Genomic DNA, 22,257 nt, shown 5'->3' with positions numbered 1-22,257 from the left:
GCAGCCTACGACGTTTCCGCCCCACGGATGCGGGAACACCCCACCGGTGTCCAGACACGACGAACTCCGCCGGACCGCACGCGACACCTTCGGCTGGGCGGAGCTGCGCGACGACCAGCTGACCGCGATGGCGGCGCTGCTCGACGGGCACGACGTCCTCGCCGTCATGCCGACCGGATCCGGCAAGTCCGCGATCTACCAGATCCCCGCGCTGCTGATGGACGGACCGACGCTCGTCGTGTCGCCGCTGACCGCGTTGCAGCGGGACCAGGTGGGGCAGATCGAGGACAGCGACGCCCCGGACGCGGTCGCGGTCAACTCCACGCAGCCCGCGCGCACCACGGACAAGGCCTGGGACGCGGTCACCCGCGGTGACGCCGAATACCTGTTCCTCGCGCCGGAGCAGCTGGCCAAGGACGAGGTGCTGGAGCAGCTCGACGAGATCCGGCCGAGCCTGTTCGTCGTCGACGAGGCGCACTGCGTGTCCGCGTGGGGCCACGACTTCCGCCCGGACTACCTCCGGCTCGGGCACGCCATCGAGCGGCTCGGGCGCCCGCGCGTGCTCGCGCTGACCGCCACCGCGGGCGGGCCGGTGCGGGACGACATCGTCGAGCACCTCGGCCTGCGCGACCCGGTGCGCGTGGTGTCCGGGTTCGACCGGCCGAACCTCCACCTCGCGGTGCACCGCGCCACCACCGAGGAGGACAAGCGCGCCGCCGTGCTGCAGTGGGTGCGGGACGCGGAGAAACCCGGCCTCGTCTACGCCGCGACCCGCAAGGACAGCGAGCGCTACGCCGAGGAACTGGGCGCGGTGGCCTACCACGCCGGGATGAAGGCGGCCGACCGCAAGCGCGTGCACGAGGACTTCCTCGCCGACCGGGTGGACGTCGTCGTCGCCACGTCGGCGTTCGGCATGGGCATCGACAAGCCGAACGTGCGGTTCGTCGTGCACGCGTCGGTGCCGGATTCCGTCGATTCGTACTACCAGCAGATCGGCCGCGCCGGCCGGGACGGCGAACGCGCCGACGCGCTGCTGTTCTACCGGCCGGAGGACCTGGGCATGCAGAAGTTCCTCACCGCGCGGCGCTTCGACGACGACGGCATCGCCGAGCTCGCCGAGTCCCTGCGCGAGCAGGACGGCCCGGCCAGCCCGCAGGAGATCGACGGCGAGGTGGACCAGTCGCACCGCCGGACGATGAACAACCTGAACCTGCTGGAGCAGACCGGCCTGGTCGAGGAGACCGGGCAGGGGAAGTTCAGCTACGCCGACACCGATCCGGAGGAGGCGACCGAGCGCGCCGCGGAGGTGTCCGAGCAGCGCAAGAAGCTCGACCGGTCCCGCGTCGAGGTGATGCGCGAGTACGCCGAGACGTCCGCGTGCCGCCGCCAGTTCCTGCTCGGCTACTTCGGCGAGACGCTGGACGAACCGTGCGGGTTCTGCGACACCTGCGACGCGGGCACGGCGGCCGAGCTGACCCCGTCCGACGGCGAGTTCCAGCCCGGCGCGTCGGTGCGCCACGCGGAGTGGGGCACCGGCCAGGTCGTGCGCCGGGAGGCCGAGAAGGTCACCGTGTTGTTCGACGAGGCAGGCTACCGCTCGCTGTCGCTGCCCGCGGTCCGCGAGAAGCACCTGCTGACCGAGGAGTGAGATCAGCGCTGCGAGTCCCACATAGCCGCGAGTTCCGCGCTCAGGGCGCGTAGGCGTCCAGGCCGAACAGGTCGAACAGCTTCTGCTGCACCGCGTCCCGGCAGGTCAGCAGCCGCCGGGTGCGCGGGCGGCCGCCGGTCGACGGGTACCGCAGCACCGTTTCCCCGATTCGCGACAGCAGGTCCAGCAGCTCACGCACCGACAGGTCCAGCCCGGCCCGGTCAGCCTCCTGCCGCATCACGTGCGTCACCGCCGTCGCCAGCACGCTCACCAGCGAGTGCACCGCGATCCGGTGCTCGGTCCAGTGCCGCCGCGGCGCGGACGCGGCCACGAACGGGCCGTTGAGCTGCCGGAACGTCGAGTCCAGGTGGTAGCGCGCCCGGTACGCGGTGATCACGTCGGCGACCGGCCAGTCGTGGTCGGTCACCAGCAGCTGCTTGCCGAAGTACTCCTCGTCCAGGCGCGACCGGGCGTTCTCGTCGACCCGCCACTCCAGCCGCAGCTCGGCCGGGCGCGTGCCGGTCAGCCGCGTGGACAGCACACGGTCGACCCACCGCACCCGGGTGATCCGCGCGATCTCGGTCAGCACCTGCTCGCGGGGCCGCCGGTTGGTGCCCGCCGCCAGCGCCAGCGCGAGACCGTCGAGCTGCCGCGTCGCGCTGCTCAGCGCCTGCGCGAACCCGCGCGCCTGCGCCGCGTGCAGCTTCGCCGAGTGCGTCAGCACCACCCGCCGGGTCGTGCCGGACACCACGGCGTGCGTGTCGAGCGCCGTCACCCCGGCGAAGCGGTCCGGGCCGACCGACCGGCGCGCCGACGCCGGGCGCGCCAGCAGCTCCGGGTAGTCGCCCAGCGGCAACGCGCCGACGAAGTGCCTGCCGTCGTCGAGGTCGAGCTGCGCGTGCTGGCCCGTCTCGAACACCAGCGTCACCGGGCCGGCCACCCGTGACGCCAGCCGGTCGGCCGACACCCCGAACGGCACCGCGCCCTCCCGGCGGTACACGCTCGACGCCAGCGGGATCGCGCCGTCCCGCGTGACCACCGTGCTCAGCCCGGCCGGGGACGCCGCCGCGGTTTCCGATTCCGCGTAGGTCGCGAAGTTCGGCACGTCCACCGCGAGCAGGATCGGCTCGGGCAGGTGTGCCCGCACGCGCGCGGACACCGCCTCCTCGATCCGCTCCAGCTGCGCCCGCGTCAGCCGCCGCGTGGCGCGCCAGAACTCGTCGTCCTGCACGGCGGCGGCGGCGATCCGCGGCCGCACGAACCGGCTCGCCGCGCTCTCCGCCCACCACTGGGCCAGATCCGTGCCCGGCGCGGTCGCGCGGTGCAGCACCGACAACGCGATGTACGTCCCGATCGACACTTTCGCCCTGCGCGATCCGAGAGCGGCGTCGATCGCCGAGCGCACCTGGAGCCGCTCCAGGGTGGACCAGACGGCAGCGACGTCACCGAACGCCAGGTGCCGCGTACCGTCGGGTGAACCGGCCGCACCGTCCAGAGCTGCCGCGATGTCCTCGGCGGTGCCGAGATAACGCTGCGACGTGATCCGCGGCGCGCCGTTCACCCGCCCGGTGTGCGCGAGGTAGTAGTAGGTCTTGCCGCCGACCCGCTTGCCGATCACCGAAGCCACACTTTAGGTAATACGCCGGCACCGGCCGCGGCGCAACGACCACGGCCGTGGTGAGCAGCGGAAACAGGGTTCCCGCCACCCGGTGTGGCCGATCTTGCGCGGTCTGGTCCTGGCACCGCGGGCCGGGCCGGTCCTAGCGTTTCCGGTATGGCATCCGCTCCCACCGCCTCCGCGATGCGCCGCGCGCTGGCCCGTGCCCGCGACGGCAAGACCCTCGACATCACCGAGGCGACCGTGCTGTTGCACGCGCGCGACGAAGACCTCGAAACGCTGTCCGAGCACGCCTCCCGAGTTCGCGACGCCGGACTGGCCGAAGCCGGCCGCGAAGGCGTCATCACCTACAGCCGCAAGGTGTTCATCCCACTCACCCGGCTGTGCCGCGACCGCTGCGGATACTGCACTTTCGCGACGGTTCCGGGCAAACTGGACGCCCCGTTCCTGTCGCCGGACGAGGTGCTGGAGATCGCGCGGCAGGGAGCGGCGATGGGCTGCAAGGAAGCCCTGTTCACCCTCGGCGACCGCCCCGAGGACCGCTGGAAGCAGGCCCGCGAGTGGCTGGATGCGCACGGCTACGACGACACGCTGTCCTACGTGCGCGCGATGGCGATCCTGGTGCTGGAGCAGACCGGTCTGCTGCCGCACCTCAACCCCGGCGTCATGAGCTGGCAGGACCTGCAGCGTCTCAAGCCGGTCGCGCCGTCGATGGGCATGATGCTGGAGACCACCGCGACCCGGCTGTGGAGCGAGCGCGGCGGCCCGCACTACGGCTCGCCGGACAAGGACCCGGCAGTGCGGCTGCGGGTGCTGGAGGACGCCGGCCGGACGTCCGTGCCGTTCACCACCGGCATCCTGATCGGCATCGGCGAGAACTACGAAGAGCGCGCGGACGCCCTGTTCGCGATCCGCAAGGTGGCGCGCCAGTACGGCGGTATCCAGGAAGTCATCGTGCAGAACTTCCGCGCCAAGCCGGACACCAAGATGCGCGCCACGCCGGACGCCGACCTGCAGGAGCTGGCCGCGACGATCGCCGTCGCGCGGCTCGTGTTCGGCCCGAAGATGCGCATCCAGGCGCCGCCGAACCTGATCGGCAGCCAGTACGACCTCATGGTGCGTGCCGGGATCGACGACTGGGGCGGGGTTTCGCCGCTCACACCCGACCACGTCAACCCCGAGCGCGCCTGGCCGCAGATCGACGAGCTGGCCCGGCAGACCGAGAAGGCCGGTTACACGCTGCGCGAGCGGCTGACGATCTATCCCGAGTACCTGCTCGCCGGTGAGCCGTGGCTGGATCCGCGCGTCGCCGGGCACGTCGCCGCGCTGGCCGATCCGAAGACCGGCCTGGCGCGCGAGGACGCGGTCCTGGAGGGCCGCCCGTGGCAGGAGCCGGACGGCGGCTGGCAGGACCAGGCCGGCACCGGCCGCACCGACCTGCACGTCGAGGTCGACACCACGGGTCGCACCGAGGACCGGCGCAGCGACTTCGACTCGGTGTACGGCGACTGGAAGGAACTCGCTTCGCAGGTTCCGACCGCGCCGCGCCGGATGGACACCGACATCGCGGAAGCGTTGCGCCGCGCGGAACGCGACCCGGCCGGTCTGTCCGATGAGGACGCTCTGGCGCTGCTGCACGCGGACGGCGCCGAACTGGAGGCACTCGCCTCGCTGGCGGACGGGCTGCGCCGGGACGTCAACGGCGACGACGTCACGTTCGTGGTGACGCGGAACATCAACTTCACCAACGTCTGCTACACCGGCTGCCGGTTCTGCGCCTTCGCGCAGCGCCGCACGGACGCCGACGCCTACACGCTGTCGCTGTCGCAGGTCGGTGACCGCGTCGACCAGGCGTGGGAGGCCGGGGCGACGGAGATCTGCATGCAGGGCGGGATCCACCCGGACATGCCCGGCACGGCGTACTTCGACCTGGCGGCCGAGGTGAAGCGGCGGCAGCCGGACATCCACCTGCACTCCTACAGCCCGATGGAGGTCGTGAACGGCGCGTCCAGGACGAACCTGTCCATCCGGGACTGGCTGACGCGCGCGCACGAGTCCGGTGTGGACTCGCTGCCGGGCACGGCGGCCGAGATCCTGGACGACGACGTGCGATGGGTGCTCACCAAGGGCAAGCTGCCCGCGTCGAGCTGGATCGAGGTGATCTCGACCGCGCACGAGCTGGGCATCCCGACGACCTCGACGATGATGTACGGGCACGTCGACACGCCCGCCCACTGGGTCGGGCACATCAAGCTGATCGCCGACCTGCAGCGGCGGACGCTGGAGAAGACCGGGCGGCGCGGGTTCACCGAGTTCGTGCTGCTGCCGTTCATCCACCAGAACGCGCCGATCTACCTGGCCGGGCTGTCCCGCCCGGGCCCGACGAAGCGCGAGAACCGGGCGGTGCACGCGCTGGCGCGGATCCTGCTGCACGGCCTGATCGACAACATCCAGTGCTCGTGGGTGAAGCTGGGCGAGGACACCTGCCGGGACGTGCTGAACGGTGGCGTCAACGACCTCGGCGGCACGCTGATGGAGGAGACGATCAGCCGCATGGCGGGCGCGGACAACGGCTCGTACAAGACGATCAGCGAACTGGAGGCGATGGTCGCCCCGATCGGCCGCCCGCTGGTGCAGCGGACGACCACGTACGGCCGCCCATCGCCGGACCGCGTGGCGGCGGCGCTCGCCTCCGACGGCGTCGCGCAGGCCGTCCGGCGACCGCTGTCGCTGCCGATCGTGAGCTGACTGCTGCGGAGGGGCGGACACTTCGTGGGCAGCGGAGTGTCCGCCCCTCCTGCTGCCGAGTCGGCCCTCCGTGCGCGGCGAGTTCCCCGGTACCGAGTTCCCCACCTGTGGCAGTGGTTCCCCGCACCCGCGGCGGTTCACCCCTCCGGGCACCGCGGCGTCAGCCGGCGTTGTCGGTCGTCACCTCGTCCAGGAAGCGCGCCACGTTGGCCAGCATCCGCTCCACCCGCTCCGCCAGCGGCGCGCGGTCCACCGGGTTGTGCACCGCCGGGCGGCGCTTGCCCCGCAGGTACAGCCCGCAGGCGAGGTCGGCGCACACGTATGTGCCGACGGTGTTGCCCTGCTTCCCCGCCGCGCCGACCCGCCGGGCGGCGAAGAGCGACACGTCCGTCGCCGCGTGGATCGTTCCGCAGAAGGCGCACAGCGAGGACTTCACGGAGCTCCGGTGCTTCGCCGCGGCCCGCAACGCCACCCCGACCACCTCGTCCCCGTAAGGCGCGACGAGGTAGGCGTTCTGCGCGGCACGCGGGTCCCGCCACCCGAGAAAGTCCACTTCGGACCAGTCGAGCCCGGCCAGTCCCGCAGGCAGCGCCAGCCGTTGCGCCTCCCCCTTCGAGCAGTTCACGAACGACTTGCGGATGCGGTTCTCGTCAAGGGGTTGCACGGCGGGAATGATCCGTCGCACCGCCGTGACCGGGCAAGTCATTTAGGATCGAGTGTGATGAGCACGAAGATCGCGTGGCCGGTACCCGCCCCGGGCCTTCCCGAGAACGTCCACCCCGCACTCGCCGCGATGGCCCGCGCCGCCAGCGCCGCCTACGGGGACGCCCGCCGCAGGCACACCCGCGCGGAGCTGGCCGAGAAGGTCGCCGACGGCGCGGACGGCACCCCGACGATGCGCGTGGACGAGATCGTCGAGGCCGCGATCGCCGAGGAGGCGGATCGGCACCGCGTCAACCTGCTCAGCGAGGAGGTCGGTTTCGTCGACAACGGCTCCGCGGTGACGCTCGTCGTCGACCCGGTCGACGGCTCCAACAACGCCGCCAACGGGGTGCCGCTGAGCTGCTTCGGCGGCACGGTCGCGGTCGACGGCCGGGCGACCGAGGCGCTCACCGTGTGGCTGGACACCGGCCGCGCCTGGCACGCCCGCGCCGGCGAGCCGGTCCCGTTCCGCACCACCGGCCGCACGGCCCTGACCGGCGCGACGGTCAACCTGCTCCGCCCGCACAAGCGCAACGCCGAAGCCTGGATGCGCGTCGCGGACAAGGCCCAGCGCGTGCGGATCCTGTCCACCACGGTGCTGGAGTGCGCGCTGGTCGCCGAGGGCTCGGTCGACGCGTTCTGCGACCCGGGCTCGGACACCCACCGGCTGGTCGACCTCGCGACGGCGATGGTGACGGTGCCCGCGGCCGGCGGCGCGGTGATCGACGTGCGCGGCCGCCCGCTTGAGATCGACCCGGACCTGACCCGCCGCTGGTCCGGAATCGCCGCCGCGAGCCGCGAACTGGCCGACGACCTCGCCGCGACCGTCCTCGGCTAGACCGGACCCACCTGCACCCGAGGCCACCCCGAAACGACCCACACCGCACCCACCGCGGGCCCGGCATCCACCGCTGCACCCCGCACTCCGGTCGACAACGCCGCAATCATCCCCGGCGAGACCGGACCCACCGGCACCCCGTTAACAACCACACCGCGGCTCCGCCCTCCCCGCCGCAACCCGCGCCCAGCCCCTGCAAAACAACCCGCTCCTCACCCACCGCAGCTCCAGCATCACCGCCGCAACCCGCGCCCACCCACCGCTGTCCTGACACCGCCGCCGCAACCCAAACCTCACCAACCCCGGCGCCGCACCGCCGCCGTAACCCGCGCCACCCACCGCTGCCCCGGCACCGCCAACCGCCCGCCGCGACCATCCCTGGCAGACCCGGATCCCCCGGGTCCAATGGCCCTACCGTCCATCACCGGCCGGGGTGATCGTGGTGGCCGTGACGTTCCCCGCGCGCGAAAGACCGGTCGCTCCGATGCTCGATCCGTTCGGACTGGAAGTGCTGGGGCGGGCGCAGTGCCTGGAGCTGCTCGCCACCGCCGGGATCGGGCGGGTCGTGTTCACCACGCGCGGTCTGCCCGCCGTCCAGCCGGTCCGGTTCGTGCTGGCGGACGACGCCGTCAACTTCGGCGCGCCCGCCGCGAGCCCGCTGTTCGCCGCGGCGCACGACGGGGTGGTCGCGTTCGAGGCCGACGCCTTCGCCCCGGACCTCGGGTCCGGCTGGTGGGTGACGGTGCTCGGCCGGGCGCGGGCCACCCGGGAACGCGCCAGGGCGTGGCCGGCGAGCACCGCCGATGACCGTTGGATCCGCATCCCGCTGGAAGTAGTCTCGGGTCGGCGGCTCGTGGGGTAGGGCTGCCGGAAGGGCAGTGGGTGATCGGACCGGGCGTTCGCGGACTTGTCGAGGCCGTCGTCGGGGTCGCGGCTGACCTCAGCCTGCCCGAGATCCTGTCCAAGATCGTCACCAGCGCGTGCGACCTCACCGGCGCCGCGCACGCCGTGATCCAGGTGCCGGACGCCGCGCCCGTGCGCGCCGGCAATCCGGCCGCGCCCGGCGCGTCGCTGACGATGCCGCTGCACGCCCGCGGCGGGCGGTTCGGCGAGCTGCGGCTCACCGGCAAGGAGGGCGGGTTCACCGGTGGCGACCGGGAAGCCGTGGTCACGCTCGTCGCCGCGGCCGGCATGGCGATCGACAACGCCACTCTGTACGAGCGGACGCGCAGCCGGGAGCGCTGGCTGGAGGCTTCGCACGAGGTCACCGCGGCCCTGCTGACCGGCGAGGACCCGCAGCGCACACTTCGGCTGATCGCCGAGCACGCCCGGGCGGTCGCGGGCGCCACGGCCGCCGCGGTCGCCGTCCCGCGCGAGGACGACCCCGGCACGCTGGTGTTCGAGGTCGTCGCCGCGGGCGAGGACGCCCCGCCCGGCCTGGCCGGGTTGACGGTGCCGGTCGACGGCACGGCCAGCGGTGCGGCGTTCAGCTCCGGGGAAGCGGTGGTCGTGCGCAACTACGGCCGCTACGCCACCAAGGAGCAGGCCAAGGTCAACATCCGGGTGCCGGAGCAGGTCACCGAGCTGGACTCGGCGGTCGCCGTGCCGTTGATCGTCGGCGGGGAGACCCTCGGCGTGCTGCTGGTCGCGAAGTTCGGCGGCGCCGAGCCGTTCACCGACGACGAGGTCGCCCTGGCCAGCACGTTCGCCGGGCACGCGGCGCTGGCGATGGAGTTCGCCCGCGCCGAGGAGGACCGGCAGCGGCTGGCCGTGTTCACCGAACGCGACCGCATCGCCCGCGACCTGCATGACCTGGTCATCCAGCGGCTGTTCGCGACTGGGCTGGGGCTGGAGGGGCTGCGGCCGCTCGTGACGCAGCCCGAGGTCGCGGACCGGCTGACCGGTTTCGTGCAGGAGCTGGACCGCACCATCCGCGAGATCCGCAACAGCATCTTCTCGCTGACCCAGCCCGACGAGGCCGCCGAGGGTGTGCGCGCGGAGCTGCTGCGGCTGGCGCAGGACTGCACACCCGCGCTGGGGTTCACGCCCCGGCTCGGGTTCACCGGGCCGGTCGATTCGGCGGTGCCGCCCCCGGTGCGCGCCGACCTCACGGCGACGGTGCGGGAAGCGTTGTCGAACGTCGCCCGCCACGCCAAGGCGGACGCGGTGTCGGTGGAGGTGGCGGTGGACCTGGCGGGCCGGTCGCTGACGCTGACCGTCACCGACGACGGTGTCGGAATCCCGGACGAGCCCGGGCGGCGCAGCGGGCTGGTCAACCTGGGTGAGCGGGCGGCGCGGTGGCGCGGTCACTGTTCGGTCGCCCGGAGCGGCGAGCGCGGGACGAAGCTCGTGTGGACGGCCGAGCTCAACGGCGCGGGGAGGGTGCGATGACCGTCTCGGTTTTCCTGCTGGACGACCACGAGCTGGTGCGGACCGGTTTGCGGACCGTGCTGGAGTCCGAAGGCGACATCCGGGTGGTCGGTGAGGCGAGCACCGTCGCCGAGGCCCTGCACCGGATTCCGCCGCTCACGCCGGACGTGGCGATCCTCGACGTGCGCCTGCCGGACGGCGAGGGGATCGGGGTGTGCCGCGAGATCCGGTCGTCGGTGGAGCCGGCGCCGGCGTGCCTCATGCTGACGTCGTACTCGGACGACGAGGCCCTGTTCGGGGCGATCATGGCTGGTGCCGCGGGTTATCTGCTGAAGCAGGTGTCCGGGATGAACTTGGTGGACGCGGTCCGTCGGGTGGCGGCGGGTGCGTCGTTGCTGGACCCGGAGCTGACCGCCACGGTGCTGAACCGGATGCGCGGCGGGGGCGCGGCGGATCCGGGGTATGCGCAGCTCAGCCCGCAGGAGCGGCGGGTGCTGGAGCTGATCGCGGACGGGCTGACCAACCGGCAGATCGGCGAGCAGCTGCACCTGGCCGAGAAGACGGTCAAGAACTACGTGTCGTCGGTGCTGCACAAACTCGGCTTCGAGCGGCGCACCGAAGCCGCCGTGTACGCCACCCGGCGGCGTGACATTTCCCGTCGGCAAACAGGGCCATTGGACCCTGTTCGCGGGGCACGTGATCGGCGAAGGTGAAGAGGTCAGAACAGAAGATTCTCGGCCGCGCCGGTCGCCGCGAGCTGAGATAACCGGCCGGAGCAGCGGCCTCCCACCCCTCCCGCTGCTCCGGCCAACTATTGTCTGTTGTGGACGGTGGGGGTAGGTTTCGCCGGATGGGGCTCACTGGGGCGGAGATCTCGGAAGCGGTGCGTGACGCCGGCTGGCGGTACGTCCTGGCGGGTTTGTCGACAGCGGTGTCGGTGCCGTCGGCGCGCGACGCGGGGGTTGTGGCGCAGCGGGTGCTGTCGGTGGCGGACGAGGTGGCGGTCGACATCCGGCCCGGTCGGGTAAGGCTGGTGCTCGCCTCGGTGACCGCGCGGGAGATCGACCTGGCCCGGCGCATCTCCGAGCTGGTCCGGGATCTGGGATACGAGCCGTCGCCGGGGGACGCGCAGGTGCTGGAAATCGCGATCGACACGCTCGACGCCGCGCGGATCGTGCCGTTCTGGCGGGCGGTGATGGACTACGTCGACGGCCCGCGACCACCCGAGGTGGTCGACCCGCGGGGTCAAGGGCCGTCGATCTGGTTCCAGCAGATGGACGCCCCGCGCCCCCAACGCAACCGGATGCACATCGACGTGTCCGTCCCCCACGACGAGGCGCCGCGCCGAATCGAGGCCGCGCTCGCCGCCGGAGGCGTCCTACGCTCCGACGAGGCGGCACCGGCATTCTGGGTACTGGCCGACGCCGAGGGGAACGAAGCGTGTGTCACGACCTGGCAGGGGCGGGACTGACGCTTGGGCGCCGCGCTGTCTCGCCGGTGCCTCGCTTTGCGGGCCGGGGCGCCTCGCCGCGGTGCCTCGCCGGTGCCTCGCCGCACCTCACCGCGCCGCCTCGCCGCAGCGCCGAGCCACCTGCGTGCGGCCCCACCCCGCGACCCCGCCCCTCGCCCGAAATGCTCCCTCACACCCGGTTGAAAGGACCTTTCAACCACCACGGGTCCACCCCGCCCGCGCCTCACCCCTCGTTGAAATGACCGTTCAACGCCGCGCGACTGACCCCCTCACGGCCCGCCACGAACCCCACCGGCCAATCACCCCTACCGCAACCCACGCAACTCCCGCACCACCAAAAGCACCCCTACCGCAACCCGCCCAACTCCCCGCCAAAAACAACCCGACCGCAACCCGCCCAACTCCCGACCGCAAAACACCCCTACCGCAACCCACGCAACTCCTCCGCCGCGCGCAGCACGTCCGCGTACCGCACGTACAGCCCGGCCAACCCGAACCGCAGCACCTCGGGCGGCCGGAAGTCCCCGATGACCCCGCGCGCGATCAGCTTCTCCATCGCCGCCTTGGCGTCCGGCCACGCGACCGACACCTGGTTCCCCCGCGCGTGTGACCGCGGCGTCACCACCCGCGCGCCCGGCACCAGGGAGTCCAGGCACCGCAGGAAGAAGTCCCCCAGCGCGAGCCCCTTCGCGCGGACCTGGTCGATCGTCACGTCGCGCCACACGTCCAGCGCGGCGTCCAGCGCCAGCATCGACAGGATGTCCGGCGTCCCGGTCCGGCCGCGGCTGATGCCCGCCCGTCCGGCATAGGCCGGGGTCATCCCGAACGGATCCGCATGCCCGGCCCATCCGGTCAGCGGCTGGTCGAACTCGTCGAGCCACTTCCGTGCCACATACAGGAAAGCCGGCGCCCCGGGCCCGCCGTTGAGGAACTTGTACGTACACCCCACCGCCAGGTCGACACCGGCAGCGTCCAGCGGCACCGGCACCGCCCCCACCGAATGGCACAGGTCCCACACCACGACCGCCCCGGCCGCGTGCACCGCCGCCGTGATGCCCGGCAGGTCGTGCAGCTCCCCGGTCACGTAGTCGACGTGGTTGACCAGCACCACGGCCGTGCGCGGACCGACCTCCGACGCCAGCGTCCCGACCGGCACCCGCCGCACGGAGTGACCGGTCATGCGCGCCGCGCTCTCGGCGATGTAGCCGTCCGTGGGGAACGTGCCCGCGTCAACCAGGATCTCCGGCCGTCCCGGGTTCAACCGCGCCGCCGCGACCACCGCCTTGAACAGGTTCACCGTCGTCGAGTCGCCGACCACCACCTGGCCCGGCCCCGCCCCGATCAACGGCGCGATGCGGTCGCCGATCCGCTCCGGCGCGTCCCACCAGCCTTCGTCCCAGGACCGGATCAGCCGCCCGGCCCATTGCTCGCCGACGACCTCCGCGAGCCGCGGCGCGACCCCGCGCGGCGGGGCGCCCAGTGAATTTCCGTCCAGATAGGACACGTCCGGGTCGAGATCGAACTCCGCCCGCTTGCCCGCCAGCGGGTCCCGCGCGTCGAGTTCGGCCGCTTCGTCTCGCAGCGACATCGTGTCCCTTTCTCTCTATCGCCCTGTGTTGGCGGTCACATAGGGTGGTGTCTCCGCCAGCTGATCACGAGGAGGTCGCAGTTGACCAGCCAACCGTCCGTCGCTGAGCAGGCCGAGGGCTTGACCATCCCCATGCTCCTCCGCCGCAACGCCGCGGAGTACGGCGACCTGCCGGCGCTCACGTCACTGGACGACCCGGACCGCCCGACGCTGACCTGGTCGGCGTTCCGCGACGAGATCGCCGCGGTCTCCCGCGGCCTGGCCGACCTCGGCCTGCGCCGCGGTGAGCGGATGCTGATCATGGCGCCGAGCACCCCGGACCACCTGATCGCCGACCTCGCCGCCACGCACCTCGGCGCCATCTCGTGCACCGCGTACGCGACCCTGAGCCCGGAGCAGATCTCCTACGTCGCCCGCCACAGCGGCACCCCGGTCGTCGTGCTCCAGGGCACGGACGAGCTCAAGCGCTGGCAGCAGGTCCTGCACGAGCTGCCCGCGCTGCGCCGCATCGTGATGATCGACCAGGACGCGGTCCCCGCGGGCGACGAGCGGTTCGTCAGCCTCGCCGAACTGCGCGCCCGCGGCGCCGAGCTGCACCAGGCCGACCCGCAGGCGTTCGAGGACGGCTGGGCGGACGTGCGCCCGGAGGACCCGATCGCGATGATCTACACCTCGGGCACCACCGGCGACCCGAAGGGCGTGGTGCTGTCCCACCACAACGTGATCTTCGAGGCCTACGCCGTGCACGCGCTGCACGAGTCGCCGATGCACCTGTCGAACATCGCCTACCTGCCGCTCGCCCACATCGCCGAGCGGGAGATCTCGATCTACATGCCGATCGTCTACGCCGGCCACGTGCACACCCTCGCCGATCCGACGCAGGTCGCGGGCGCGCTCGGCCGGGTCCACCCGCAGGGCTTCTTCGGCGTGCCGCGGGTGTGGGAGAAGATCGCCGCGGGGCTCAAGGCGATGCTGCCCAACCTGCCCGAGGACCGGCGCGAAGCGTTGCTCTCCGCCAGCGACCTGCTGCAGCAGGGGTACAAGCTGCGAAACGCCGGCCAGGAGGTGCCCGCCGACCTCGCCGAGAAGATCGCCGAGGCCGACCGCACGGTGCTCGCCCCGGTCCGGGCGCTGCTCGGGTTCGACAAGCTGCACTTCTGCTCCAGCGGCGCGGCCGCGCTGCCGGTCGAGGTGCTGTACTTCCTCGCCGGGCTGGGCGTGGAGATCCACGAGGTGTGGGGCCTGTCGGAAACCTCCGGCGCGATCACGTCGAACTCGGCGAAGGCGTTCCGCGCCGGCAGCGTGGGGCGAGCGCTGGCCGACACCGAGATCAAGGTGGACGCCGACGGCGAGCTGCTGGTGCGCGGCCCGCTGGTGTTCATGGGCTACCTGCAGGAGGACGGGACGATCGCCTCCGCGCTGGACGAGGACGGCTGGTTCCACACCGGTGACATCGGGACGATCGACGCCGACGGTTTCGTCACGATCACCGACCGCAAGAAGGAGCTGATCATCACCTCGGGCGGCAAGAACATCGCGCCGACCCGCATCGAGGGGCTGCTCAAGGAGCACCCGCTGATCGGCCAGGCGGTCGCGATCGGCAACGACAAGCCGTATGTCACGGCGCTGATCGTGGTCGACGACGAGTTCCTGCCGGCGTGGGCCGCGCAGCAGGGCATCGAGGGCAGCGACCCGGTGGTGCTGGCCGAACACCCGGCCGTGCGGGATGAGATCCAGCGCGCGGTCGAGGCGGCGAACGCGCGGCTGGCCCGCGTCGAGCAGATCAAGAAGTACCAGGTGCTGGCCAAGCCGTGGACGCCGGAGAGCGGCGAGGTCACCCCGACGCTCAAGCTGAAGCGCCGGATCATCAACGACCGCTACGCGAACGACATCGCCGCCCTCTACACGGCGGACCAGTAGACACCTAGGCCGAGCGGAGAGGCGTGGTCCACTTCCTCAGACGGGGTGGCACACGCTTCTCCAGGCCATACGGCTCGAGGTGGGCGCTGAACACCTCGTCGAACGCCTGCCGCACCGTGTCGGTGTCCCACGTCTGCCGTTCGAGGATCGGCGCCTTCAGGTAGGGCTGCCCGACGATGTGCAGCTGCGGCCCGTTGCACCGCACGAGCTGCCCCGTGATGCCCTCCGCCGCGTCGCTCAGCAGGAACAGCACGACGGGCGCGATGCGCGACGGCGTCCGATCGGGGGGACAGTTGCGCAGCGAGCGCTCCGACTTCCAGACCATCCGGGTGTGGGCCAACGGGCAGACGGCGTTGACGCGGATGCCGGACTCCTCCAGGTCGAGCGCCCAGGAGTAGGTGAGCGAAGCCACCGCCCCCTTGCTCGCCGCGTACACGCCGAGCTTGCGCTGGCCGAGCGAGGCGCCGGAGGAGATGTTGACGATCGACCCGCCGCGGCCTGCCGCGACCATGGCCTGCACGGCCGCGATCCCGGTGTACATCACGCCGAGGACGTTGACCTCGACCAGTTCCCGGACCTCGTCGAGGTCCTCCTCCCAGGGCAGCGCCTCGTAGTTGAGACCGGCGTTGTTCACCAGTCCGTCGATCGCGCCGAACTCGGACACGCACAGGTCGACGATCGCCGTCGCCTGCGCCGGGTCGGCGACGCTGTGCCCGCTGGCCACCGCCCGCCCGCCGTGCGCGCGGATGTTCGCCGCGGTGCGTTCGGCCAGCTCGGCGTCGACGTCGTTGACCACGACCGCCGCGCCGGCCTGCGCGAGGTGCACCGCGAAGGCCTCACCGAGACCCCGTCCGGCGCCGGTCACCACGACGGCGCGGTCCTGCATCAGCATGCTCATCGGTTCTCTCCCCACCGGCCAGTCCCCGAGCTCCAGCCCGTCCTCGGCTGTCTCCCTGGCCTGTGTTCCCAGTCTTCGCGCCGGAACTGCTCAGCGGTGACCGCGCACCGACGAACGGTCCGTCCACTGCGCTGAACGAGTGATGTCTGATCGGCCGGGCTGACCGCACCACGGGTCATGCGGGACGGAAACTTCCACCGTTCGTCGTAACCCGAAGGTTAGAAGGTCTACGACCGTATGGGCCCATTGAGGAGATACGGTCGCGCTGTGACTGTTCGCCTGCGTGTAGTGAGCGGCATACTGATAGTTGCGGAATGTGTCATTCGGGTGATCGGCGTCACAGGAACCGGGCGCGCAGCGACAGAGTCAGTGAGCGCAGGCAACCAGCCGACGAGGGGGAAGTGGGGAAAGGTGTGAAGACCACGACTCGCCCATCCATGGGTGCGGCGCTCGCCAACCGCGAGTTCCGCACCGTGTGGCTGGCCGAGGCCCAGTCGGTGCTCGGTGACCAGCTGACCACGGTCGCGCTGGCCCTCACCGTCTACCACCGCACCGGCTCGGCGCTGTGGTCCGCGGTCGCCTACGCCCTGACGTTCCTGCCCGCGCTGGCCGGCGGGCTCGGGCTGGCCCAGCTGGCGGACCGCTACCCGCGCCGCACGATCCTCGTGGTCACCGCCGCGCTGCAGGCGTTCTTCATCGCGATCATGGCCGTGCCGGGCATGCCGGTGGTGTGGTTGTGCGTGCTGGTCATGCTCGCGCGGCTGGCGGGCGCGCCGTCGAACGCGGCGCAGAACGCGCTGACCCGCGAGATCTTCACCGACGACGAGCTGTACCTGCGCAGCCAGGACATTCGCGGCATCACCACGAACACCACGATGCTGGCCGGGCTCGCGCTGGGCGGCGTGATCGTCACCGCCGCGGGCCCGTCGCTGGCGCTGGCCCTGGACGCGCTGACGTTCGCGATCAGCGCGGTGGCCCTGCACCACTGGGTGCGCCCGCGCCCCGCCGCGGGCGACGGCGACGGCTCCTGGTTCGGCGCCATCAACTGGGTCGCCTCGCAGCGCAGGCTGCGCGTGCTGCTCGGCCTGTCCTGGCTGGTCGGGCTGGCCATGGTGCCGGCAGGCCTGGCCGCCCCGCTGGCGCGCGAAATCGGCGCGCCCGACCAGGCCGTGGGGTGGCTGCTGGCCGCGGACCCGCTGGGGTTCGCGCTGGGCGTGTTCGTCCTGTCCCGTTACGTCTCGGCCTCGGCCCGCCGCCGCACGGTCGGCGTGCTCGCGGTCGTGCCGACGGCACTGCTGCTCGCGTTCGGGCTGCGCCCGGACCTGGTGCTCGCCCTCGTCGTCCTCGCACTGGCCGGCGCGGCGGGCGCGTACATCATCACCGTCGGGGCCACGTTCATCACGTGGGTGCCCAACGAGCTTCGCGGTGGCGCCGGCGGGCTGTACCGGACCGGCCTGCGGGTCGCGCAGGGCGTCGGGGTCGCGTTCGGCGGCATGCTCGCGCAGTGGTCCGGCGCGGCGACCACGGCCATCATGATCGCGGGCGCGGCCGGGGTGGTCCTCGGCGTACCCCTCGCGGTGGCGTGGGGCCGGGTGCTTGGCACGGACAGCGATGCGGCCCGCACCGGCTGACGGCAGCGGCGGCTGCATTCGGAAGATCAGAAGTCACGGTCGCGCACGACGATTCACCTCACGTTATTCGGTCGGAAACAAACACAAATCGAGGGCACCTCAGAAGTCGCGGTCGCGCACGACGAACACCTCTCCCACGGGAACGAAAACGAACGCTATTCAGACCAGGGGATCAGAAGTCGCGGTCAGACACGAGGAACACCTCCATTCGGTGCCTGTGGCCGGGACGCGTTGCGTCCGCGCGGCCGCTCGTGGCGGCGGTACGCGACGCTTCGCGTGCGGTGAGATGATACCTGTTGATGGAAAGTACCCGGCGTCGTTCCGGGCACAGCAAAGTTACCCGGCGGCGGTACGCGATGTCGAGGGAAGGTGAGCCGATGCCTCCGCACCACGCGCGTCGGCGATCGCCTACACTCCACGGCGATCCGGACCTCAGGGAGGGCATTCAGTCCATCGAGGAGCGAAATTCGGTACCCCGCCAAGCCGCGCCCGAGAGGGCGGAGGCGAACACAAAGCGTGATGCATCGAGCACACGCCGCGCCATGCTGCCGCAGAATTGGGCATTGTGGCGGCGGCCGAAGCGTTTCATCGTTTTCCTGCTCGTCACCGAACTGATTGCGGTCGCGTGGCTGGTCGTCGCATTCGTGAACGCGAGCCTGCCGAGCGGTCTCGATTGGCTGCGCTTCGCGATTCTCACGGTGGGCGCGACGGCGCACATTCAACTGACCCGGCGGCAGGAAGAACGTCGGCGAAATGCGGGCGGGCGGGTCCTGATCGACCTGACCGCGGTCTGGGTCGTGCCGGCCGCGATTATTCTCCCGGTGCCGTTGACGATCTTGGTCGTCGGCCTGGTCCGGGTGCAGCGCTGGTTCGTCGCGCGGCGGCCTGCGCACAACTTCGTGTACTCCACGGTGGCCCACATGCTGGCGGCGACGCTAGCCCACCAGGTCTACGTGGAGCTGGGTCCGCACGACTGGGGTTCGCTGGACGTCGCGGGCTCGCTCACGGAGTTCGGCTGGATGCTGGTGGCCGGGCTCATCTACGAGGGCGTGCAGATCCTCTACATCGGATCCGTGATCGCGCTGGCCGCGCCGGACAAGGCGAACGCGCGGACGGTGCTGGGCAGCCCGGCGGACAACGTGCTGGAGGCGATCACGATCGGCCTCGGCGCGGTGACGGCGATCCTGCTGGTGATCATGCCGCCGACGGTCGCGATCATGGCCGTGGTGACGGTGGTCTTCAACCGCCTCGCCGAGATCGAGCAGCTGCAGGCCGACGTGCGGACCGACCCGAAGACGCAGGTCGCGAACATGCGCGGGTGGACCGAGTCGGCCGAGCGGGCCCTGACCAGGGCGACGAAGGCGGCCGATCCGCTGGCCATCCTGATGATCGACCTGGACCACTTCAAGTGGATCAACGACACGTTCGGCCACCCGGCCGGCGACGACGTGCTGCGGAACCTGGCGCAGCTGCTGGACGAGGTGACCCGGCCGAGCGACGTGGTGGGCCGCTTCGGCGGTGAGGAGTTCCTGGTGCTGCTGCCGGACACGGACCAGGCGGCGGCGACGGTCGCCGGGGAGCGCATCCGCTCCGCGGTGGCCGGGCTGCAGATCAGGACGACCAACAAGCGCGGTGACCAGACGTTGGTGTCGGAGCGGACGGCCTCCATCGGGGTCGCGGTGTTCCCCGACCACGGCGACACCCTGCCGACGCTGATGCAGGCCGCGGACGCGGCGGTCTACGAGGCGAAGGAGGGCGGCCGCAACCAGGTCCGGATAGCCCGAGCCGCCCGCGACTCCGCGCCGCTGCCGCAACCCCCGCGCGAAGCCAAGCACATCACGCACTGAGCGATCGACGGACGCCCCGGCGAGGCCCCTCTGTTCCACTCGCGCTCGCGAATCCACTCATACGGGCCGACTTGCTCACACGCCCGCATCCAGCGTTTCCGCCATGCCCGGATGCGCCACATCACGCCCCGCACCCACTCCCGAGCAGGCGCGCGCCGCCACGGCGATTCCCACCACCGGGCCAAACTCCACACCGTCCCCACACGAGCACCACGGCGACCCCCACGCTCCACGCCCCCGACCGACACCGCCCCCACGAGGCCACTCACCCACCCACGAAAGGCCCTCGCGCGCCGCCACGGCGATCCCCACCACCGGGCCAAACTCCACACCGTCCCCACACGAGCACCACGGCGACCCCCACGCTCCACGCCCCCGACCGACACCGCCCCCACGAGGCCACTCACCCACCCACGAAAGGCCCTCGCGCGCCGCCACGGCGATCCCCACCACCGCGCCAAACTCCACACCGTCGCCACACGAGCACCACGGTGATCCCCACCTCCACGCCCCCCGACCGACACCGCCCCACGAGCGGCCCACTCACCCACCCACGACTGCCCCACCCACTCCCCCACGAAAGGCCCTCTCGCGTGCCCCGAACGGCCCCCGCCCGGACCACACCCGCCCCCACCAGGGCGTTCGCCCTACCCCGGCCCCCCGACTCCTAAACCTCCGACCCCTCACCCACTAGAGTGGCGCACTCCGGAATCCACGATCAGGGAATTCCCTGGTGGCCGCAGAGGCCGCTCCCCTGCCACTCTGGGAGGCGATGATCAGCCCAGCGACCTTCACCGACCACCCGCCACCCGGGCCGGGCACCACACGGGTGCCCCGGGTGCGCCGCCGCCTGGCCACCTCCGCCTGGCTGCTGGTGCTGTCGCTGGCCGTCGTCACCTTCGGGTTCGTCGCGTCGCGGCCGGCCTCCCCGCCGGACGCGGGGCCGCCCACCGGCGGCGCCCTGGCCGCCCAGCAGGCCATCGAGGCGCTCGTCCACCCCGGCCCGCAGGCGACCGCGCTCGACCTCCTGCCTGCCGACTTCACCCAGGTCACCGGCGTCGTCCCCGGCCAGATGCGGGCGCGGGACGGCACGGTCCGCGCGGTCCACGTCGATGGCGGCTGCTCGACCCCGTGGGGCGACGACAACACGAAGTGGGACTACGCGGTCCCGTGCAAGGCGCACGACCTCGGCTACGACCTCCTCCGCTACGCGGCCGCGGTCGGCCACCCCCTCGGCCAGGACGTCCGCGAGGCGCTGGACCAGCGCCTGTCCGACGACATGCACGCGGCCTGCGTCATCAACCCGGTCGACTCGCCGCGCACCTGCCGCGTCGTCGCGAGCCTCTACTCCGCCGGGCTCGTCGTGAACTCCTGGCACCAGCGCTGGGGCCCGCCGGTCGGCGACCCGATCGGACCGCTGCTGGCCGGCGTCGCCGTGATCGGGTGCCTGTTGATCTTCCGGCTGCGCGGCTGGCTGCAGCACCGGCACGCCCGCGTCGCCACGCCCCCGCCACCGGCCACCAGGGCCCCGCCGGCGCCGCTGTCCCCGTGGGTGACGCTCGGCGTGGGCAGCCTGGTGCTGCTGATCCTCGGCGAATCGGCCATCGCGCTGGCCCGGTGGGCCGGCGTGGGCGCGGACTTGCTGTGGCCGCTCACGTGGGTGGCTCAACTCGCCCCGGTGTTCTTCTTCGCCGGCGGCCGCGCCAACGCGGCGGGCTGGCGCGCCACCAGGGACAGCGGCGGCGGGTACCGCCAGTACCTCGCCCACCGGGCGAGCTGGCTGCTGCGCCCCGCCCTGATCTTCGTCGTGGTGGCGCTGCTCGTCCCGCTCGCGCTGGAACTGCTCGGCATCCCCGAGGGCACGAACGCCGCGATCATGCGCATCGCCCTGCACCCGCTGTGGCTGCTGGGCATCTACCTGCTGACGGTGGTCGCCACGCCGCTGATGCTCGCCCTGCACCGGCGAGCCGCGGCGGCCTCGGTCGCGGGCCTGCTCGCCTTCGTCGTGCTGGCCGAGATGGCGGCACGGGCCCTCGGCTCGCCCATCCCGCGCTACCTGGCGGCGTTCGGCCTGGCCCTGCTCGCCCAGCAGGTCGCGTTCGGGCGGATCCGCACGTCGAACCGCCTGCTCCTGGTGGGCGTCGCGGCGGCGGGGGCCACCGGTCTCGCCCTGCTCACCACGGTTGGCGGGCTCAGTCGCGACCTGCTCGGCGCGCCGGGCGCGCCGCCCGCGTTGTCCGGGCCCACCCTGCCGGTCCTGCTGCTCGGCGCCACCCAGATCGGCCTGCTTGGCCTGGCCGCGAAGCCGCTCGCCCGCCTGACCACCCGGTGCGCCGGCGCCGCCCGCCTGGCGATGCGCGCGCCCATGAGCCTGTACCTGGGCTTCCTCGCCGCGATGCTGCTCGTCGTCGCGCTGGTCTACCTGCCGGGCCACCCGGCGGCGATCTTCGGCTGGCTCGGCGACCCGCGCACGTGGTTCGCGCTGGCGCTGCTCGCGGTCCCCGCGCTGATGGTCTTCTGGTGGTTCGAGCGCCACCCGCGGGAGACGGCTGTCCCGGTCGCGGACCACCCGGGCTCCGGCGGCTGGCTCGCGCACGCGGCGACCATGCTCGGGATCGGGTTCGCCGTGGTCGGGCTGTTCGGGTTCGCGCTGACCCGGTTCGGCGGTGACGACGGCTCGATCCTGGGGCTGCCCGTCGATCCGATCCAGAACCTTATCCAGCTGCTGATCGGGGTATTCCTCCTGCACACAGTGCGGACAGGGCTCAGCGGCGCGCGCAGCACGTGGATCGTCACGGGCATCGCGTGCGTTCCGGCACTGCTGTCGGCGGCCGACCCCGTGACGATGGCGGTGCACGGCGTGACGGCCCTGATCGCGCTGGCGGCGGTGGCCAGCACGCTCGTATCCACCAAGGCGGTGGCGCAAAACACGTAACCGAGTGTTGTGAACCACTTCGCGTCGGCCGTGTGCGACGCTA

General features: G+C 72.0%; 15 protein-coding genes. 11 read left to right on the top strand and 4 right to left on the bottom strand.

The window, feature by feature from the left end; translation table 11 throughout:
• Positions 1–46: 46 nt before the first annotated feature.
• Positions 47–1,648: a RecQ family ATP-dependent DNA helicase gene (locus tag ACCP09_RS23075; RefSeq protein ID WP_433750050.1), complete on the top strand. Its 1,602-nt coding sequence runs from the start codon at positions 47–49 to the stop codon at positions 1,646–1,648.
• A gap of 40 nt (positions 1,649–1,688) precedes the next feature.
• Here the strand turns inward: ACCP09_RS23075 and ACCP09_RS23070 are convergent, their stop codons facing one another.
• Positions 1,689–3,275, bottom strand: a complete 1,587-nt coding sequence (locus ACCP09_RS23070) for an IS1634 family transposase (RefSeq protein ID WP_433750047.1) — start codon at positions 3,273–3,275, stop codon at positions 1,689–1,691.
• 147 nt (positions 3,276–3,422) lie between these two features.
• On the opposite strand from ACCP09_RS23070, the gene ACCP09_RS23065 reads away from it, so the two are divergent.
• Positions 3,423–6,014: a bifunctional FO biosynthesis protein CofGH gene (locus tag ACCP09_RS23065; protein ID WP_433750044.1), complete on the top strand. Its 2,592-nt coding sequence runs from the start codon at positions 3,423–3,425 to the stop codon at positions 6,012–6,014.
• Positions 6,015–6,174: 160 nt separating this feature from the next.
• On the opposite strand, the gene ACCP09_RS23060 is transcribed toward ACCP09_RS23065, so the two are convergent.
• Positions 6,175–6,678, bottom strand: coding sequence for an FBP domain-containing protein (locus ACCP09_RS23060; protein ID WP_167499092.1), 504 nt, complete (start codon positions 6,676–6,678; stop codon positions 6,175–6,177).
• A 57-nt stretch (positions 6,679–6,735) separates the two neighbouring features.
• Here ACCP09_RS23060 and ACCP09_RS23055 point away from each other — a divergent pair, with 57 nt between their 5' ends.
• The 5 genes from ACCP09_RS23055 (at position 6,736) to ACCP09_RS23035 (ending at position 11,395) form a co-directional block, all read left to right on the top strand.
• The gene (locus ACCP09_RS23055; protein WP_378365555.1) at positions 6,736–7,554 is read left to right on the top strand and encodes an inositol monophosphatase family protein; all 819 of its coding nucleotides are present in this window, start codon (positions 6,736–6,738) and stop codon (positions 7,552–7,554) included.
• Positions 7,555–8,038: 484 nt separating this feature from the next.
• On the top strand, positions 8,039–8,416 hold the full coding sequence (locus tag ACCP09_RS23050; RefSeq protein ID WP_027934284.1) for a pyridoxamine 5'-phosphate oxidase family protein: 378 nt from the start codon (positions 8,039–8,041) through the stop codon (positions 8,414–8,416).
• A 20-nt stretch (positions 8,417–8,436) separates the two neighbouring features.
• Positions 8,437–9,945, top strand: a complete 1,509-nt coding sequence (locus tag ACCP09_RS23045; protein ID WP_433750039.1) for a GAF domain-containing sensor histidine kinase — start codon at positions 8,437–8,439, stop codon at positions 9,943–9,945.
• Complete coding sequence (locus ACCP09_RS23040) at positions 9,942–10,637, top strand: response regulator (RefSeq protein WP_027934282.1); 696 nt, start codon at positions 9,942–9,944, stop codon at positions 10,635–10,637. Before ACCP09_RS23045 ends, ACCP09_RS23040 begins: the two co-directional genes overlap by 4 nt.
• Before the next feature lie 137 nt (positions 10,638–10,774).
• Positions 10,775–11,395: a VOC family protein gene (locus ACCP09_RS23035; RefSeq protein WP_400990305.1), complete on the top strand. Its 621-nt coding sequence runs from the start codon at positions 10,775–10,777 to the stop codon at positions 11,393–11,395.
• Positions 11,396–11,816: 421 nt separating this feature from the next.
• On the opposite strand, the gene kynU is transcribed toward ACCP09_RS23035, so the two are convergent.
• The gene (gene kynU, locus ACCP09_RS23030) at positions 11,817–12,983 is read right to left on the bottom strand and encodes a kynureninase (RefSeq protein ID WP_433750034.1); all 1,167 of its coding nucleotides are present in this window, start codon (positions 12,981–12,983) and stop codon (positions 11,817–11,819) included.
• 132 nt (positions 12,984–13,115) lie between these two features.
• Here kynU and ACCP09_RS23025 point away from each other — a divergent pair, with 132 nt between their 5' ends.
• A complete protein-coding gene (locus ACCP09_RS23025) occupies positions 13,116–14,903 on the top strand; it encodes an AMP-dependent synthetase/ligase (protein ID WP_433750119.1) in 1,788 nt (595 codons plus the stop codon).
• 4 nt (positions 14,904–14,907) lie between these two features.
• Here the strand turns inward: ACCP09_RS23025 and ACCP09_RS23020 are convergent, their stop codons facing one another.
• Positions 14,908–15,801, bottom strand: coding sequence for an SDR family NAD(P)-dependent oxidoreductase (locus ACCP09_RS23020; protein WP_027934278.1), 894 nt, complete (start codon positions 15,799–15,801; stop codon positions 14,908–14,910).
• Positions 15,802–16,238: 437 nt separating this feature from the next.
• On the opposite strand from ACCP09_RS23020, the gene ACCP09_RS23015 reads away from it, so the two are divergent.
• The 3 genes from ACCP09_RS23015 (at position 16,239) to ACCP09_RS23005 (ending at position 22,214) form a co-directional block, all read left to right on the top strand.
• On the top strand, positions 16,239–17,432 hold the full coding sequence (locus ACCP09_RS23015; protein WP_027934277.1) for an MFS transporter: 1,194 nt from the start codon (positions 16,239–16,241) through the stop codon (positions 17,430–17,432).
• 542 nt (positions 17,433–17,974) lie between these two features.
• Positions 17,975–19,279 carry a GGDEF domain-containing protein gene (locus tag ACCP09_RS23010; RefSeq protein WP_051362914.1) on the top strand — a complete coding sequence of 435 codons (1,305 nt, stop codon included), beginning with the start codon at positions 17,975–17,977 and terminating at the stop codon, positions 19,277–19,279.
• Between the two features lie 772 nt (positions 19,280–20,051).
• Positions 20,052–22,214, top strand: a complete 2,163-nt coding sequence (locus ACCP09_RS23005; protein WP_433750029.1) for a phospholipase — start codon at positions 20,052–20,054, stop codon at positions 22,212–22,214.
• Positions 22,215–22,257: the final 43 nt, after the last annotated feature.

The sequence above is a fragment of the Amycolatopsis sp. 3B14 genome (genome assembly GCF_050958625.1).
Lineage (GTDB): Bacteria > Actinomycetota > Actinomycetes > Mycobacteriales > Pseudonocardiaceae > Amycolatopsis_E > Amycolatopsis_E thermoflava.
Note: the sequence above shows the minus strand (reverse complement) of the source record. Positions and strands in the feature narration are given on the sequence as shown.